General features: G+C 61.0%; 19 protein-coding genes. 4 read left to right on the top strand and 15 right to left on the bottom strand.

Features of this window, described 5'->3' with window-relative positions; translation table 11 throughout:
* Window positions 1-30 precede the first annotated feature (30 nt).
* Together ACIGJE_RS16325 and ACIGJE_RS16320 are read left to right on the top strand one after the other, a co-directional pair.
* Complete coding sequence (locus tag ACIGJE_RS16325; RefSeq protein ID WP_483680271.1) at window positions 31-1,167, top strand: TraB/TrbI/VirB10 family type IV secretion system protein; 1,137 nt, start codon at window positions 31-33, stop codon at window positions 1,165-1,167.
* On the top strand, window positions 1,167-1,400 hold the full coding sequence (locus tag ACIGJE_RS16320; RefSeq protein ID WP_483677996.1) for a DUF2274 domain-containing protein: 234 nt from the start codon (window positions 1,167-1,169) through the stop codon (window positions 1,398-1,400). The genes ACIGJE_RS16325 and ACIGJE_RS16320 overlap by 1 nt, the downstream gene beginning before the upstream one ends.
* Window positions 1,401-1,449: 49 nt before the next feature.
* Here ACIGJE_RS16320 and ACIGJE_RS16315 read toward each other — a convergent pair whose 3' ends face one another.
* The 7 genes from ACIGJE_RS16315 to ACIGJE_RS16285 form a co-directional block, all read right to left on the bottom strand.
* Complete coding sequence (locus ACIGJE_RS16315) at window positions 1,450-2,349, bottom strand: LysR family transcriptional regulator (RefSeq protein ID WP_483677994.1); 900 nt, start codon at window positions 2,347-2,349, stop codon at window positions 1,450-1,452.
* A gap of 333 nt (window positions 2,350-2,682) precedes the next feature.
* Window positions 2,683-3,675, bottom strand: a complete 993-nt coding sequence (locus ACIGJE_RS16310) for an amidohydrolase family protein (RefSeq protein WP_483677993.1) — start codon at window positions 3,673-3,675, stop codon at window positions 2,683-2,685.
* Between the two features lie 112 nt (window positions 3,676-3,787).
* Window positions 3,788-4,474, bottom strand: a complete 687-nt coding sequence (locus tag ACIGJE_RS16305) for a type 1 glutamine amidotransferase domain-containing protein (RefSeq protein ID WP_483677991.1) — start codon at window positions 4,472-4,474, stop codon at window positions 3,788-3,790.
* Window positions 4,475-4,479: 5 nt separating this feature from the next.
* Window positions 4,480-5,541: an NAD(P)-dependent alcohol dehydrogenase gene (locus tag ACIGJE_RS16300; RefSeq protein WP_483677989.1), complete on the bottom strand. Its 1,062-nt coding sequence runs from the start codon at window positions 5,539-5,541 to the stop codon at window positions 4,480-4,482.
* A gap of 70 nt (window positions 5,542-5,611) precedes the next feature.
* Window positions 5,612-6,523 carry an alpha/beta hydrolase gene (locus tag ACIGJE_RS16295; protein ID WP_483677988.1) on the bottom strand — a complete coding sequence of 304 codons (912 nt, stop codon included), beginning with the start codon at window positions 6,521-6,523 and terminating at the stop codon, window positions 5,612-5,614.
* Window positions 6,524-6,642: 119 nt separating this feature from the next.
* Window positions 6,643-6,942 (bottom strand): YciI family protein, encoded by a 300-nt coding sequence (locus ACIGJE_RS16290; protein WP_483677986.1) that lies wholly within the window; start codon window positions 6,940-6,942, stop codon window positions 6,643-6,645.
* A gap of 35 nt (window positions 6,943-6,977) precedes the next feature.
* On the bottom strand, window positions 6,978-7,547 hold the full coding sequence (locus tag ACIGJE_RS16285) for a flavodoxin family protein (protein ID WP_483677984.1): 570 nt from the start codon (window positions 7,545-7,547) through the stop codon (window positions 6,978-6,980).
* 200 nt (window positions 7,548-7,747) lie between these two features.
* Here ACIGJE_RS16285 and ACIGJE_RS16280 point away from each other — a divergent pair, with 200 nt between their 5' ends.
* A complete protein-coding gene (locus ACIGJE_RS16280) occupies window positions 7,748-8,653 on the top strand; it encodes a LysR family transcriptional regulator (RefSeq protein ID WP_483677982.1) in 906 nt (301 codons plus the stop codon).
* A 22-nt stretch (window positions 8,654-8,675) separates the two neighbouring features.
* On the opposite strand, the gene ACIGJE_RS16275 is transcribed toward ACIGJE_RS16280, so the two are convergent.
* A complete protein-coding gene (locus ACIGJE_RS16275; protein WP_483677981.1) occupies window positions 8,676-9,071 on the bottom strand; it encodes a DUF1330 domain-containing protein in 396 nt (131 codons plus the stop codon).
* Between the two features lie 58 nt (window positions 9,072-9,129).
* A complete protein-coding gene (locus ACIGJE_RS16270) occupies window positions 9,130-9,531 on the bottom strand; it encodes a putative quinol monooxygenase (RefSeq protein ID WP_483677980.1) in 402 nt (133 codons plus the stop codon).
* 97 nt (window positions 9,532-9,628) lie between these two features.
* On the opposite strand from ACIGJE_RS16270, the gene ACIGJE_RS16265 reads away from it, so the two are divergent.
* A complete protein-coding gene (locus ACIGJE_RS16265; protein ID WP_483677978.1) occupies window positions 9,629-9,976 on the top strand; it encodes a hypothetical protein in 348 nt (115 codons plus the stop codon).
* A gap of 485 nt (window positions 9,977-10,461) precedes the next feature.
* Here ACIGJE_RS16265 and ACIGJE_RS16260 read toward each other — a convergent pair whose 3' ends face one another.
* From ACIGJE_RS16260 to ACIGJE_RS16235, 6 genes are all read right to left on the bottom strand, one after another.
* Window positions 10,462-11,355 (bottom strand): LysR family transcriptional regulator, encoded by an 894-nt coding sequence (locus ACIGJE_RS16260; RefSeq protein ID WP_483680269.1) that lies wholly within the window; start codon window positions 11,353-11,355, stop codon window positions 10,462-10,464.
* A 134-nt stretch (window positions 11,356-11,489) separates the two neighbouring features.
* Entirely contained in the window at window positions 11,490-12,284 is a 795-nt protein-coding gene (locus tag ACIGJE_RS16255; protein ID WP_483677976.1) for a carboxymuconolactone decarboxylase family protein, read from the bottom strand.
* Window positions 12,285-12,350: 66 nt separating this feature from the next.
* Window positions 12,351-12,821, bottom strand: coding sequence for a (R)-mandelonitrile lyase (locus ACIGJE_RS16250; RefSeq protein WP_483677975.1), 471 nt, complete (start codon window positions 12,819-12,821; stop codon window positions 12,351-12,353).
* A gap of 103 nt (window positions 12,822-12,924) precedes the next feature.
* Complete coding sequence (locus ACIGJE_RS16245; protein WP_483680267.1) at window positions 12,925-13,908, bottom strand: aldo/keto reductase; 984 nt, start codon at window positions 13,906-13,908, stop codon at window positions 12,925-12,927.
* A gap of 104 nt (window positions 13,909-14,012) precedes the next feature.
* The gene (locus ACIGJE_RS16240) at window positions 14,013-14,393 is read right to left on the bottom strand and encodes a DUF2255 family protein (RefSeq protein WP_483677973.1); all 381 of its coding nucleotides are present in this window, start codon (window positions 14,391-14,393) and stop codon (window positions 14,013-14,015) included.
* A 12-nt stretch (window positions 14,394-14,405) separates the two neighbouring features.
* Window positions 14,406-14,915, bottom strand: a complete 510-nt coding sequence (locus ACIGJE_RS16235; RefSeq protein WP_483677972.1) for a cyclophilin-like fold protein — start codon at window positions 14,913-14,915, stop codon at window positions 14,406-14,408.
* Between the last annotated feature and the right edge of the window lie 100 nt (window positions 14,916-15,015).

Here is a 15,015-nt window from a genome sequence, read left to right as displayed (position 1 = left end):
ACGGGATCGGCGCCGGAAGCGGCCGCGCCGATGCGGCTACGCGCGGACGCGCCGCGCGTCACGCGGCTGTCGCGCAAGGTGCTCGCCGGGCTCGGCCTGGTGGCGAGCCTCGGCCTCGGCGGCGCGCTGATCTATGCGCTCCAGACCCGCAACAGCGGCCGGGCGCCGGAGGAGCTTTATTCCACCGACAACCGCTCGACGGCGGACGGCCTTCAGGGCCTGCCGCGCGACTATACCGGCGTGCCTCAGCTCGGGCCGCCGCTGCCCGGCGATCTCGGCCGGCCGATCCTCAGCGCGCAGAACCGGGGTCAGCCGGTGCCCACGCCTGGCGTCGCGCCGCCGCAACCGGGCATCAGCGCCGAGGAGCAGCGCCGCCTGCAAGAGATCGAGACTGCGCGCACCAGTCGGTTGTTTGCGGCGTCGGAAGCCCGCAACGCCGCACCAGCCGCGACCAATACGCCGACCCTCGTGCAGCCCGACCTCACGAGCCTGGGCCTCGCGCCGGCGGCGGCGACGCCCACGGCGCAGGAACGGCAGCAGGCCTTCCTCAACGCGCCGGTTGACCGGCGCACCGTTGCGGCCGACCGGGTCGCGGCGCCGGCGTCGCCGAACACCTTGCAGGCTGGCGCGGTCATATCGGCGGCGCTGATCACTGGCATCCGGTCCGACCTGCCGGGTCAGATCACGGCCCAGGTCACGGAGAACATCTACGACAGCCCGACGGGCCGCATCCTGCTCGTGCCCCAGGGAACGCGCGTCGTCGGTCAGTACGACAACAACGTCCAGTTCGGGCAAAGTCGCGTCCTCCTAGTGTGGAACCGCCTAATCTTCCCCAACGGCCGCAGCATCGTGCTGGAGCGGCAGCCTGGCGCAGACGCCGAGGGCTATGCCGGTCTTCAGGACGGCGTGGACTACCACTGGTGGGATCTGGCCAAGGCGGCCGGGCTCTCGACGCTGCTCAGCGTAGGCGCCGAGCTGGCCACCAATGACGACGATCGGCTGATCCAGGCGATCCGCAACGGCGGTCAAGACGCGATCAACGATGCCGGCCAGCAGATCATCCGCCGCCAGCTCAATATCGCTCCGACGCTGACAATCCGTCCGGGCTTCCCCGTGCGCGTGATCGTCACACGCGATCTCGTACTTGAACCCTATGGAGGCTCCTAATGACGAAGCTGAAGCTTGGTCCGATCGTCGATGACAAGCCGCTCAAGGTAACACTTGAATTGCCTGCGTCGCTGCATCGCGATCTGGTAGCTTACGCCGAAGCACTTTCTCGTCAGAGCGGGCAACCTGTTGGTGAACCGACTCGGCTCATCGTCCCGATGTTGCAACGCTTCATCGCCACCGATCGAGCCTTCTCAAAGGCGCGACGGACGGGGGCCAATCCTCCGGGCTAGATGGCCAAAATGCCCTGCGGCCAGTTCAACAGACAAATGAGAGAAATTTTCAACTTCCAGGCTTCGATCTGGCTAGATCAACAAAATGCCGCACCAACGGGCTTTGTTTACCGGCCATCCAAACAGCATGGATTCCAATCGTCTCCGATCCTTCAGGCAAACGAAGGAAGGCGAGATCGGATCTGGTCAAACAAACGGCCGACGCCAGGGTCGGGAATACACCGAATCCCTGCGCTGCCATGTTGAGCAAGTTCTCCCGGCTAACCGTGTGTTCCGATATCTTCAAGTCAAGCTGCCGTGACGCAAAGCGGTTCACTAAGAAGCGCTCAACATCAGCCCCCTCGACGTCGGCGGAGATCAGGAAGATTTCATCGCGCAGTTCTTCCCATGTAACTGTGACCGAAGAGGCGAGCGGATGATTGCTAGGAGCGGCGATGATTACGTCCTCGTCCCATAGAGCCAAGGAATCACACCCAGTAACCTGCTCCCCCTTAGCGAGTATAGCGATGTCGAGGTGCCCGCTGATAACCCGCGCGCCTGCGGTTTGCCAACCCGACTCCTCCAACTTCAGTTCGACACTCGGCCATGCCTCACGATATTTGCTGATAATCTTGGGCAGAAGGCTGTTTGCGAGCGATGTTGTAATGCCAATCCTCAGCTCTCCGCCTTCACCATGATGAATCATCTTCATCTGGACCATTGCCCTGCGGAGGTGATTGACCGCAATCGACGCATCCCGAATGAAATGCTCCCCGGCAGGGGTTAGGCGCGCCCCAGATCGATCTCGGTCGAATATGGGTAGCCCGAGCCGCCTTTCCAAAAGCGAGATGCGGCGGCTGACTGTCGAGGACGACAGGTCCAGAATCTCCGCCACGCGGCGGAAGCTTCCGTGCTCGGCCACAAGCAAAGCGTAACGAACATAACGGAGGTCAAACGCCAAATCGGGCATGCTACTCAAGTCACTCTTGGTGAAAAAGCAGCCTGAGGTCGAGCCTTGGGGCAGCAAATTGTCGACCGAAGACAGAGTTTATAGACCAGGAGATCTCATCCACTTCCGCTCAATGAGCCGTAAACCACCATCCATGGCGAGCGTATGCCCGATGACAAAGGTCGAACTCGAGCTGCAATGCCAAAGTACTTCGTCGGCACTTTCCGTCGCACGCTCCTTGGTCAGAGAACGCCTGTTTCTTCCAATATTCATAGCGCCTTGTTTTTCTGATGATTAGCGGCTTTCGATAGCATGGTTCTGTGAAACAAACTCATGAATGGTGTTTGAATATCGTCAAGCTTGGACGGTCTTCCCAGCAGTTGCGTTGAGACGTTCCCAATTCCCATGTGCGAAGGCCCCCTTTTCGTTCTGGTCGAGCGGAAGGGTCTCAACGAAGCTCCGGGCATCTCTGCCGGGCCGGTACTGATAGGGGAAGTCCGTCGAGAACAGGATGCGCTCGACACCGACGGCATCGACGGCCTGTTGAAGATAGCGCGTGCTGAACATGCCGCTGGCGGTCAGGTAGAGATTGTTGCGAACATACTCCATGAACGGTTTTTCAAGGCCCGACACGCGATCGAGCATGACGAGGCGCTCGAGATAAAAGATCACCAGTTCGCCCCAGTGCCCAAGGATGACCTGAAGGTCGGGATAACGATCGAAGACGCCCGACAGCACGATGCGTACAAACTGGATGCCGGCCTCGAAATGCCAGCCAAGACCAAAGGTCGACAGCGCAAGATCGACCGGCGCACCGAATCCGCCATAATAGGCATCGCGCACATTCATCTGCGGTATTTGGGGATGGATCAGTAGCGGCACGCCAAGCTCCGCGGCGCAGGCAAATGTGGGCTCGAAGAGGGCATCGTCGAGGTTCTTGTCGCCGACCCGCCCGTAGAGGATCGCGCCCTTCGCGCCCAGTTCCTTGACCGCCCGCTCCAACTCACGGGCTGAGGCTGCGGGATCGGCTGAAGGCACGGCCGCAAGAAACTGAAACCGCGAAGGATTGGCGGCGACGGTTGCGGCGAGGAGATCGTTCGTGCGGCGGGCCAGCTCCACCCCATGGCCACCCAGATTGTTGAGGCCTGGCGTCGTCAGAGAAAGAACCTGCACATCGACGCCGGTCTCATCCATCAGCGCGAGACGGGCTTCACCGAGATCAGCAAGCCGTTCGCCGATGATGCCAGGGTTGAGTCCAAGCGTCCCATCGTCGGCACCGGGGATCGTGCTCCAGGCCTCTTTGACGGCATCGGGAAGGACATGCTCCTCGATCGCGATAATCTTCATGCTCTGCTCCTGCCGTAATGCGGTTTCGTCCCGTCGACTAGAAAGTGGGACGGCCCGCTCTAGCGGAACCGCCCCACCCCTGCGACCCTCTGGGGGGGCTGGTGAGGGCCGATCAGGCCTTGACGAGTTGCGCGACGACAGCCTCGCCGACACCATGTGCCGAAGCCGGGTTCTGGCCAGTGACAAGCCGACCATCGGTCACGACGTTCTCGGACCAGTTGGCCGCAGGCTGATGCAATGCGCCATGCTTCTTGAGCGTCGTGGCGAGCAGATAGGGCACGACCTTGGTGTAGTTGACCTCGGCCTCTTCCTCGTCGGTGAATGCGGCGAGCTTTTTGCCGTCGACGAGATAGCTGCCGTCAGACAGTTTGGCGTTCACCAGGGCGGCCGGGCCGTGGCAGACCGCCGAGACGATACCGCCAGCTTCCCAAATCTCGCGAATGACCTTCTGCACGGCCTCGTTGTCGGCAAAATCCCACATCGTGCCGTGACCACCGGCAAAGAACACCGCCGAATAGGAGGAAGGATCGAGATCCTTCAGCAGCGGCGTATCCGCGAGCTCCGCGCGGAAGTCCTTGTCCTTCCAGTAATGGGCGTTGGCCGCATCGGACAGGTCGAAGAAGTCAATCGGCGGATGGCCACCACGGATCGAGGCGATCTCATAGGGGATGCCCGCCTTGTCGAAGACTTCGAGCGGATGGGTCAGCTCGACCATGGCAAAGCCGGTCGGCTCGCCGCTGTCGCCGCGGATCGGATGGCTGGTGACCACGCACAGGATAGGCTTGATGGTGTCGGTCATGGGCTTCACGCTCCTTGCTCTTCTTCAAGTGAGGCCATGTCGATGACGAAGCGATACTTCACGTCGCTCTTCAACATGCGCTCATAGGCTTCGTTGATATTCTGAATGGGGATGATCTCGATGTCCGAGACGATGCCGTGCTCGCCGCAAAAATCGAGCATCTCCTGGGTTTCCGGCACGCCGCCGATAAAGGATCCGGAGATCGCCCGGCGGCCATGCACGACGCCTCCGGCGTTCACCGGCGTGCCAAGCGGCCCCATGAAGCCGACGAGCACGAGCACGCCCTCGAGCGCCAGCGTGGGCATGTACGGGTTGACGTCATGATCATAGGGGACCGTGTCGATGATCACATCGAAACGCCCTGCGACCGCCTTCATCTGCGCCGGATCACTGGAGAGCACGACATGGTCGGCGCCAAGGCGGAAGGCATCCTCCTCCTTGCCGGCCGAACGCGTGAACAGCGTCACGTCGGCGCCGAGCGCCTTGGCGAGCTTCAGCGCCATATGTCCGAGGCCACCCAGACCGATCACCGCGACCTTGCTGTCCTTGCCCACCTTCCAGCGATGCAGCGGTGACCAGGTCGTGATACCGGCGCACAGCAGCGGGGCCGCGCCCGCCGGGTCCAGGCCGTCAGGCAGGGACAGGACGAACTTGTCATGCACGACGATCGAATCCGAATAGCCGCCATAGGTGACGCTGCCGTCCTGACGATCACGGCTCGCATAGGTAAAGGTCGGCCCCTCGACGCAATCCTGCTCCCAGCCCTTGAGGCAGGGCTTGCAGTGCTGGCAGGAGTCGACCATGCAGCCGACGCCGACCATGTCGCCCGCCTTGAAGCGGGAGACAGCGCTGCCGACCTCGCGGACCCGGCCGATGATTTCGTGGCCCGGCACGATCGGGTAGGTCGTGAAGCCGAAATGGTTGCGGGCCAGATGGACGTCTGTATGACAGACGCCGCAATAAAGAATATCGATCGCCACGTCGTCCGGGCGCGGAGCGCGCCGTTCGAAAGCGAAGCGTTCGAGTGGAGCCGTGGCTGATTGCGCTGCAAAGCCCAATGCGTTCATGATCGTCTGTTCCTTTTTTCCTTTGGCAGGGGCGCGTTCGGCCTTCAGTCTGGCCGCTGCGTCCCGCCGTTCACAATTGTCCGAAGAACGTCGCCAGCTTTTCGACCGCCTGGTCCACATATTGGGGCACGTCGTAGAGAGCGATGTGCGTCGCTCCATCGACGACAAACAGCTCCTTTGGCCCCGGCGCCAGATCATAGGCCTGATCGCTGTAGATCTTCGTATCCGCTTCGCTCCCGGCGACAAGCAGCAAGGGCTGTGTCAGCAGGGTCGGGATCAGCGGGAAGGTCGAAAATGCCAGCATCTTGTCCATGCTGGTCATGAGGAAACGGCCCTTGGAGTTGGGGTGCTGGCCGCGAGGCGTCCGATAATAGTCGTACCCTTCCAGCAGCATCGTCGGTGTCTTGTCGTCGATGTCTTCGAGCTTTTCGGGCACGAAGGGGATGTAGACGGCTGGTGCACCATTGGCCTCTGCCGTTCTTTGCGCCGCTGCGGCCTCCAGCGATTTGATCTGGTCTTCGGGCGATATCGGCATGCCGAAGAAGCTTCGGGCCGCCTCGCCCATCGGCGTGGCGCTTACACCCGCCACAGCCTTGAACCGGCGTTCGGTCTGCGCCACGGCCAGCGCATATCCGCCCCCGGCACAGACGCCGAATACGCCCATGCGCTCGGTGTCGACAAAAGGCTGGGTCGTCAGAAAATCGGCTGCACAACGGGCGTCTTCCACGCGCGTCGTCGGATCTTCCAGCAACCGGGGCTCGCCTCCGCTCGCGCCCTGGAAGGAGGAGTCGTAGACCACCACCACAAAGCCGAGGGCTGCGAGCCTCTGCGCGTAGAGGCCGATGGTCTGTTCCTTGACGCCACCCGCCGGATGAACCCCGACGAGAGCCGGATATTTCCGATCTTCGCTAAAGCCGTCGGGAAGGTGGAGATGCCCGGCAATCCGCACACCTCTGTTGTCGAAAGTGATGTCCTTGATCATCGAAGGTCCTTTGCGATTCAGATCAGAGCGCCAATTTAGTTTGTCGGCGCAAAGCTCTGGATCGCGAAGACAGAGAGTGCGCGGATCACATGCTGTTCACATCAGCCTTGCGGCCTTGATCACAGGTTGTTCGGGGCGAACAGCGATTCCCAATTGGTGAAGGGACCGAGCGGGATGACGTCCCAGTCGATAAGACCCGCCTTGGCGAGAGGGAATTCAGCCAAAGCCGCCTTGGCGGCCTCGACGGACTCAGCTTCAGCGATCACCGCGACGCCTGGTCGGTCCTGACGGAAGTAGATGTCGCGGATGATGCCGCCCTTGTACATCTTCCAGGCATGACGCGCTTCGTCCTGCATGTGGGGTGCGTATTTTTCCATGGTCGCGCCGGGCTGCGGGATGTCGAGGCAAAGCAGTTTCATGATCAGGCTCCTTTTTTGGGTTGCGCTTGAGGAAGTCAGGCCGGCTTGAAGCGGTCGGTGGTCAGTGCGACGCGCTTGCCGAGATACGACGCGGTATCCAGATCGCTGCGGATCGGCGTCACATCGGCGCCCTGGTCATTGTTGGATTGCGTCATCACGCCGAGCCAGCTGCCATGCCGGTTGAGATCGTCGGTGCTACCGGTGCTGCTGCTGTTGCCCGGCATCATGTCCAGACCGACCCAGATCATACCGTGTTGGGCTGCAAACAGCGCCATCGACACCAGCGAGTTCAGCTTGTCGCCGTGCTGCGCGCCAGAATTGGTGAAGCCGGCCGCAATCTTGTTGCGCCACTTCTGCTCGAACCACGCCGTCTTCGTGGAGTCTTCAAAGAACTGCTTGAAACGAGCACTGATCATGCCGTTGTAAGTCGGCGAGCCGAAGATGATCGCGTCGCTCTTCTCCAGGAGAGCCCAGTCCACCGGGCCATCGGCAACAGCGATGAGCCTTACATCTGCGCCCTCGACTTCCCGGACTCCTTCGGCAACAGCCTCGGCTACCCGAGCGGTATGGCCGTAGCCGCTGTCATATACGATCGATATCAGCAATTGAGCGCCCTTCCTTGATGGCAACGACCGGACAATAGTTCACCCTGAGCCGGGTGATCGGCTCCTGCCCATCGTCGCCGAAAATCCTTTGCTAGCTGACGCTTATATCGTAGAATGCAGAATGACATCAGAGCTAGTATTTCTACATTATGCTTCCTCCGATTCTACAATCGTTCCACGAGTGGTGAGGTTCCCAGGACGTGCGTGACAGATTCGATGGCGTGCAGGTGTTCGTCGAGGCCGTTGAAGCCGGTGGCTTCGCGAAAGCAGCCGAGCGGCTGTCGCTGACCCGATCAGCAGTGGGAAAGGCCGTCGCGCGCCTTGAGGAGCGCCTCGGCGTGCGGCTGTTCCAGCGGACCACCAGAACGCAATGCCTGACGGAAGACGGCCAGCAATATTATGAGCGCTGCCTCCGCGCGATCGAGGAGTTGCGCGCCGGCGAGGCCCTGCTGGAGTCCGGCCGCCGCGAAGTCGCCGGACGATTGCGCGTGTCGCTACCCGTCCTCTTCGGCCGGCATTGCGTTGCGCCGATCCTCAGAAATTATGCCCGCCAGCATCCCAGGCTGGAACTCGAATTGAATTTCAGCGATCGCCAGATCGACCTGATCGCGGACGGCTTCGATCTTGCCGTGCGAAACGGATCCCTGGGGAACAGCTCGACCCTGCGCGCGCGCCGTCTGGTCAGCCAACGCAAGGTCCTCTGCGCTGCCCCGCAATATCTGTCCGCCCGGGGAGAGCCTCGCTCGCTTGGTGACCTCGCCGATCACGACCTCCTGGCCTATTGGCGCAACGACCATGGCCTTGCCTGGCAGCTTCCCGATGCAACCGGTGCGCTGATCGACATGGCCGTTACCTCGAGGTTGCGTTTCGACGACCTCGAGGTGATTGCAGACGCGGCCGTCGATGGCATGGGTTTGGCCTGGCTGCCCTATTGGCTTGTCCGGGACCACATACGCCAGGGAGGGCTCGTCGAACTCTGGTCAGATCGTCCCAGCGCCTCGATGGAATGCTATGCGGTGTGGCCGGCCACCCAGTATCTGCCGCTTCGCTCCCGCCTCGCAATCGATGTGCTGGCCGCCGAGCTTCCCTCCTGCCTCGAAGGTTGAGCGTCTTCCACGACCAGAGTCCTCAGTTCGGCAAACCTTCAACGATGTAGGCGTTCGTCTTACCGGATCTCTGCCGGAACGGCCTGATCGCGGCATATTCCGGCGAATTGTACCAGGCACGAGCCTGCTCGATGCTGTCGAACTCGATGATGACAAGGCGATGGCTTGGCGGATTGCCTTCGAGCCCCTCGAGTTGAGCGGCACGCACAATGTACCGTCCACCATAGCGCTGGAACGTCGCATCCACCTGATCCCGATATGGTTTGATACCCTCGGGGTCGGTCAGTTCGAAATCCGCGACATAATAGGCCGGCACACTCCCCTTGGGCGCGGTGCTCTGTGCCACGGCAAACGTCATGCCGCCGACAAGCAGCCCAACGCCGGCGATGGTGGAGACTAGGAGGTGTCTTGGCTTCATGTGCTCTGTGTTCCCTGTCTGGTGGCTGAAGGCGGTGAGAGTGCCGAATAGACCGCCGTCAACGCGGCTTGGCGCTGAGCTGTACCGGCGTGGTCTCGATGAGCTTGCGCGACAGGATCATCGGCTGTGTGATCGCCACATATTTTTTGAAGTGCGGCGACTCGATATGCGACCGATAAGCCTCTTCGCTGGCATAGATCTCGAAGAAGCGGAGGCTGTTTGGTTTGTCTTTCTCTGCAACGGAATAGATGGCCAGCACCCCAGGCTCGAGCCGGATCGCGTCCTCCATCTCCTCTTTCACGGCGGCCGTGTAAGCATCGAGCTGGCTTGGGTCGATGACAAGTTCAGCGATACGCACGACCCTTGTATCCAACGCCTGCGCATGGAGGCTGCCGGCCCCGAGGCCGGCCACAAGCATCCCGGCGAGCACTACGGATCTTCGATTTCTGTCTTTCAGCATTTGAGTTCTGCCTATTGATGCGCAGGCTGCCGCTGCGCTGGTTTCCGTTCTTCCACCACGACGATCGCAAACATCGCCCACGATGAACGCTTGCCAGGTGCAAGATCTCACGCGTCTGGACTACGATACACCCGATTTCGATGCTGCATTGCCCTTTGGCGGAGCTACAGCGCGATCGGGACCCGTCGATGCCCTAGCTCTGACGGTTGGCGGTCATATCGATGACGACGCGGTAACGCACATCTTTGCCGACGACCCGGTCATACGCCTGGGCGATCTGATCCGGGCGGACGAGTTAGACATCCGCCTTGATGCCGCGTGCCGCGCAGTAATCGACGACCTCCTGGGTTTCAGCGACCTCTCCGATCAGCGATTCGGTAAAATTTTCCGACCGCGGATCAACGACGCCCCGGGCACTCCCTGTAGGGGATCAAAAGGCGCCTAGGTTCACCAGTGTGCCATCCCGCCGCAGAAGATTAATAAAAAGCTGCATCGGATACTCGGGAGGAAAAGTTCATTCGGTCGCAATGTCGGCTGATGCGCTCGGGCGCCGGTCCTCCGACCTGATCAGATAGGCTTGCTGGCTTTCGGATGCCGACGGCTCTATACGCGCCGTCGTCTGCTTCTGATCGTCAGGCACGGCGGCCTGCACATTGTGGTAATTAATTCCGCCATCGCTGCCGATACCGACAGTCCAAGTACGGCAGAAGTCACGATTGCAACTTTCATGCCTGTCTCCAGTCGAGTTGATCAATGTTGCACTTGTCTTGGAGCGGTAACATGAACCGGAATGCATAATTAGCCTGCACGATTTTCAAGAGCTTATGATTCTTGCTCATGAATGGCACTTACGGCCCTTGCCTCACCTGCGCTCCGCGCGGGTTGAGCCGTTTGATATAGCGCCCATCAAATATTGAATCGAAAGCGACGTTACGTCGTGAAGCGTAACGCGTTGACGAGCAGGGAAAAGGCGGGCGACGATTGCCGCCGGCTTGGATAGTAGAGATGAAAGCCCTCCCAAGGTGGGGAGAAATCCTCCAGGAAACGATGCAGCCGTCCACTCCTGAGATATGGAAGAGCGATGTCTTCAGGAACATAGGCAAAGCCGAAGCCGTCAGCCGCAGCCTCCACCACATTGTAAATGGTGTTGAAGGTCACTTGTCCGTCGACGCGGATCTTGATCTCCCGTCCATTCTCTTCGAACTCCCAGGCATAGAGGCCGCCGTGGGTCGGAAACCGAAGATTGATGCACTTGTGCTGCGTCAGGTCCTTGGGATGCTTCGGAATCTCGCGTGAAGTGAAATAGGATTCCGCGGCCACTACAGCGAAGCGAACGTCCGGTCCGATCCGAACCGAGATCATGTCCTTGGCGATCTGCTCGCCGAAGCGGACGCCCGCGTCGTAGCGGTCACTGACGATATCCTGAAGCCCGTAATTGACATCTAGCTCCACCTTGATGTCGGGATATTCGTGCAGGAAGGTTCTGAGCTTCGGCCAGATGTAGTGCTGGATCTGATAGTCTCCGGCCGTAAGGCGAATGGTTCCTGCCGGCCGGTCGCGCAGCGCGTTCAGATCGTCGATAGCCAGACCGATCTCGTCGAAGAGTGGAGCGATGGATTGCAACATCCGCTCGCCGGCTTCAGTCGGCGAAACGCTGCGGGTGGTCCTGGTCAGCAACCGCACCCCAAGACGCGCCTCGAGCTGGCGAATGGTATGGCTGAGCGCTGATTGCGAGACGCCGAACTTGGCCGCTGCCTTCGTGAAGCTTTGCTCGCGCGCCACCGCGAGAAACACCATCAGATCGTTGATGTTCTGCCGCTCCAATCGTGATTCCCTCTCATAGTCGAGCATCCTTTATAAACTCTCGCACATGAAAGGGTAGGACTCAGAGAACGACGGCCGATCACGCATGATCACCTTTTTGTCGGCGTCGCACGATCAAGCGTGATCTCGCCCCCTTATTTGGGGCGATTGCGCAACACCTCGCCAACGACTGCAGATGCCGAAAAGACATTCGGCCATCCCGCGTAGAACGCCGAGTGCGCGACGAGTTCACCGGCCTGCTCGGCTGTCAGGCCGTTGTTCATCGCCCGGTTGAGGTGATAGGTGACCTGAGCGCTCTGGCCCGAGGCAATCAGCGAGCTGACGGTCACGAGGCTACGGTCGCGCGGCGCCAGGCCCGGACGCTGCCACAAGTCGAGGAACAAGGGGTCGGTGGTGAACTTGACCAGGCCCGGCGAGATCGATCCGACATTCGTTTCAACGCCGGTGGCGCGCTGCCGCTCCGCCTCTTCGTTCAGAGGCAGCAACTGCGGAGATGTTGCCGGAAGCTGGTCGGCCGTGATCCCACGCTCGGCGAACACGTCCTTCGTCACCGCGATCGCCGCCATTGCATTCGACCAGCCGGAATAGAAGGCGAGATGGGTAATGATCTCGGAAATCTCCGTCGGGGTGACGCCATTGTCGAGCGCCACGTTCACATAGTGCTTGAGGTCGAAGCCCTGGTTGCGCGCAATCAGGATCGACACCGTGACAATGCTGCGATCACGCGGCGACAGTTGCGGACGGCGCCATAGATCGCCAAGCACATCCTCCTGGGCATAACGGCCGAGAGCGGGCGATACCGACTGGATGTCGGCGACCGACAGCGACGAAGCGCTTTGCGGCACCTGCACACCTCTTGGCTCGTCCTGCGCCATCACGGGTTCACCCATGGCGAGCGTTAGCGCCGTGGCCGCCAGAATGCGTTTCATGGAGCGTATCCTTCTCTCTCTCTGCCACCTGTTTCTCTCCTGCGAACCCGAACCGCATGCGCCGCATCAGCCAAGATATTGCGCGTCGTTCACATGCTCCATCCAGCCGCCCGGGACGGCCGGGTCATCCGGGAAAGTGACGGAGATGTGGCGCATGGCCGTAGTTGCGGTCGCCCCGTGCCAGTGCTTGACACCCGGTGCGATCCAGACGGTGTCGCCAGCCTTGATCTCGCGCTTGGCGCGCCCGTCCTCCTGGATCCAGCCCAGTCCGTCCGTAACGATAAGGATCTGGCCGGTCGAATGGGCATGCCAGGCTGTGCGCGCGCCAGGGGAGAAGGTAACATGGCCGCCGATGGCTTGCTTGTTCTGATCGAGGGCGAAGAGCGGTTCGACCACGACATGCCCGGTGAAGTTCTGGGCCGCACCAACCATGTAAGGCCGCGACCCGTTCTGCGAAATTTCCACGCCCTCGGCGAGGGCCGGCTCGGCGCCGCCAAGCGCTAACGGCAATGCCGCCGCCAATATTGCCTTGTTCATCTCTTTTCCTTTCTCGTGCTGTTCGATGGTCGTTCTTGCCTGGAAAGTATCGTCGAGGTCATCGGTATGTTTTGTTCATTCATGAGCTTCATGCGGCCGATGCTTACCTGCCCGAAAAGCGCAGGACGGCCTCCGGGTAGCGGGCACCCTGAATGACAATGTTGGCCCTCGCGATCTCATCGAGATCGGCCTGGTCGAGCGTCACGTCGAGAGCGCCGATGTTCTCGTCGAACCGCTCCAGCTTGCGCGTGCCGAACAGGGGTACGATCCATGGCTTCTGCGCCAGTAGCCATGCAAGCGCCACCTGGGCAGGCGTGGCGCCGTGCTTCTGCCCGATGCCGCGAATGAGATCGACCAGCTTCTGGTTCGCGATGCGCGCTTCCTCTGCGAAGCGCGGCGTCTGCGCGCGGATGTCGGAGCTGTCGAAGGCCGTATCGACGTCGATCTTGCCGGTCAGGAACCCCTTGCCGAGCGGGCTGTACGGAACCAGCCCGATGCCCAGTTCCTCAAGTGTCGGGATGACCTCGGCTTCGGGCTCTCGGGTCCATAGGGAATATTCGCTCTGGAGTGCTGCGAGCGGCTGCACGGCATGGCCCCGACGGATCGACTGTGGGCTAGCTTCCGACATGCCGAACCAGCGCACCTTGCCCTCGGCGATCAGGTCCTTGACCGTGCCGGCGACGTCTTCCATCGGCACATCGGGATCGACCCGGTGCTGATAGTAAAGATCGATATGATCGGTCCGCAGCCGCTTCAGGCTGCCGTCGATCGAACGACGGATCTGCGCCGGCTTGCTGTTGACGCCGCCGCGATGCTCGCCGGTCTCCTGGTCGATGTCCCAGCCGAACTTGGTGGCGATCTTGACCTTGTCGCGAACCGGGGCGAGCGCCTCGCCCACCATTTCCTCATTGGTCCAGGGGCCGTACACCTCGGCGGTATCGAAGAAATCCATGCCGCGCTCGACGGCGGTCCGGATGAGCGCGATCATCTCCGCCCGATCGGGAAGCTCCCGCGCCTTGCCATAGCCCATTGCACCCAGCGACAGTGCCGAGACCTCGAGCCCCTGGCCTAGTTTGCGCTTGATCATCATGTGCTTCCTTTCCAGTTTTTTTGGGCGACCAGTCGGCGTTAAGGACGCTGCCTTAAGCGATACGCTTACGCGATCGCGCCCATCCTGTTTCTTGGTCGGCGTCAGGCCGCAGCGGTCAGCGGAGCAATCCTGACGGTCGCCGCGCGAGCCCGCGGGCTGATCATCGGCGCGAGATACTGGCTTTTGCCGTATTTGGCCCGGTAGGCCTCGTCGATGCGGTCGTTGATGGCGTCCTCGACAGGCTCGAAACCAACGTCGCGCGTCATGCCCGCCGCGATGACACGGCCCGCCTTCTGGCGGATGGCTGCCTGATACCAACGCGATTTCTGGCCATTATAGCCGCGCACATAGAGGGCACCGTCGACGACGACCTCCCAGATCCACGTCGGCGTTCCATAGGTGACACCATCCTCGCGAAACGGTGCGATTTTCAGATCGTCCGCCTGATCGATCCTTGTCAGTTCTTCCTGCGACCAGCGCATTCTCGTTCTCCGTTAATTATTCACACGTTCAATCCGCACCCGCATCGGACCTCGCCGGGCGAACAGATCTGCATTCCGATCCAGGACACCGAGCCTGATCAGGCCCGGAGAGTTGCGGAATGGCCGATGGAAGATCGCCAGGTTGCCCCAGGGCGCGTAATAGGTGATGTCGCCCGCGACCGGATCGATCGCAGCGGGGGCGCCCGCCTCGCTGAGCTTGCGCGGCAGGTCGCTGATCTTCTCGGTCGAGGCATAGTCCGTGAGGGTCAGCGCCAACGGCAGCAGGGAAGCAAAATCGTGAGCCGTCGGATTGTCGTCGAGCGTCGCCGTCACGGTCCTGTCGTCGAGAATGATCCTGATCCGCATAACCTGTTTCTCGGCATCCAGCGCTGATCCCACCTGCTGAGCAACCGCTCTGACAGAGCCAGCAAAGAGCGGCGAGAGAACGAAAGCCACACAGAAGCCGCGCCGGGTTGCACCGGCTGAAACGTCCTTCAAATGCCTTGCTTCTCGATCCGCCATGGCTTCATTCTGCGGTGCCTACCGCCCTCGATTTATTGGGCGCGGGCCCGCAAACTCTGACTAGACGCGTCACGCGTTTCATATCAGGCTGCCGCCGCAG

It is taken from the genome of Labrys sp. E2SS-1L (assembly GCF_057073705.1).
The sequence above is the reverse complement of the archived record's forward strand: the minus strand, read 5'-3'. Positions and strand labels throughout refer to the sequence as shown.

Excerpts from the sequence above, each read along its gene's own strand:
- ACIGJE_RS16325 (WP_483680271.1), top strand. The coding sequence starts at position 31 with ATGCGGCTACGCGCGGACGCGCCGCGCGTCACGCGGCTGTCGCGCAAG.
- ACIGJE_RS16320 (WP_483677996.1), top strand. The coding sequence starts at position 1,167 with ATGACGAAGCTGAAGCTTGGTCCGATCGTCGATGACAAGCCGCTCAAG.
- ACIGJE_RS16315 (WP_483677994.1), bottom strand. The coding sequence starts at position 2,349 with ATGCCCGATTTGGCGTTTGACCTCCGTTATGTTCGTTACGCTTTGCTT.
- ACIGJE_RS16310 (WP_483677993.1), bottom strand. The coding sequence starts at position 3,675 with ATGAAGATTATCGCGATCGAGGAGCATGTCCTTCCCGATGCCGTCAAA.
- ACIGJE_RS16305 (WP_483677991.1), bottom strand. The coding sequence starts at position 4,474 with ATGACCGACACCATCAAGCCTATCCTGTGCGTGGTCACCAGCCATCCG.
- ACIGJE_RS16300 (WP_483677989.1), bottom strand. The coding sequence starts at position 5,541 with ATGAACGCATTGGGCTTTGCAGCGCAATCAGCCACGGCTCCACTCGAA.
- ACIGJE_RS16295 (WP_483677988.1), bottom strand. The coding sequence starts at position 6,523 with ATGATCAAGGACATCACTTTCGACAACAGAGGTGTGCGGATTGCCGGG.
- ACIGJE_RS16290 (WP_483677986.1), bottom strand. The coding sequence starts at position 6,942 with ATGAAACTGCTTTGCCTCGACATCCCGCAGCCCGGCGCGACCATGGAA.
- ACIGJE_RS16275 (WP_483677981.1), bottom strand. The coding sequence starts at position 9,071 with ATGAAGCCAAGACACCTCCTAGTCTCCACCATCGCCGGCGTTGGGCTG.
- ACIGJE_RS16270 (WP_483677980.1), bottom strand. The coding sequence starts at position 9,531 with ATGCTGAAAGACAGAAATCGAAGATCCGTAGTGCTCGCCGGGATGCTT.
- ACIGJE_RS16255 (WP_483677976.1), bottom strand. The coding sequence starts at position 12,284 with ATGAAACGCATTCTGGCGGCCACGGCGCTAACGCTCGCCATGGGTGAA.
- ACIGJE_RS16250 (WP_483677975.1), bottom strand. The coding sequence starts at position 12,821 with ATGAACAAGGCAATATTGGCGGCGGCATTGCCGTTAGCGCTTGGCGGC.
- ACIGJE_RS16245 (WP_483680267.1), bottom strand. The coding sequence starts at position 13,908 with ATGATCAAGCGCAAACTAGGCCAGGGGCTCGAGGTCTCGGCACTGTCG.
- ACIGJE_RS16240 (WP_483677973.1), bottom strand. The coding sequence starts at position 14,393 with ATGCGCTGGTCGCAGGAAGAACTGACAAGGATCGATCAGGCGGACGAT.
- ACIGJE_RS16235 (WP_483677972.1), bottom strand. The coding sequence starts at position 14,915 with ATGGCGGATCGAGAAGCAAGGCATTTGAAGGACGTTTCAGCCGGTGCA.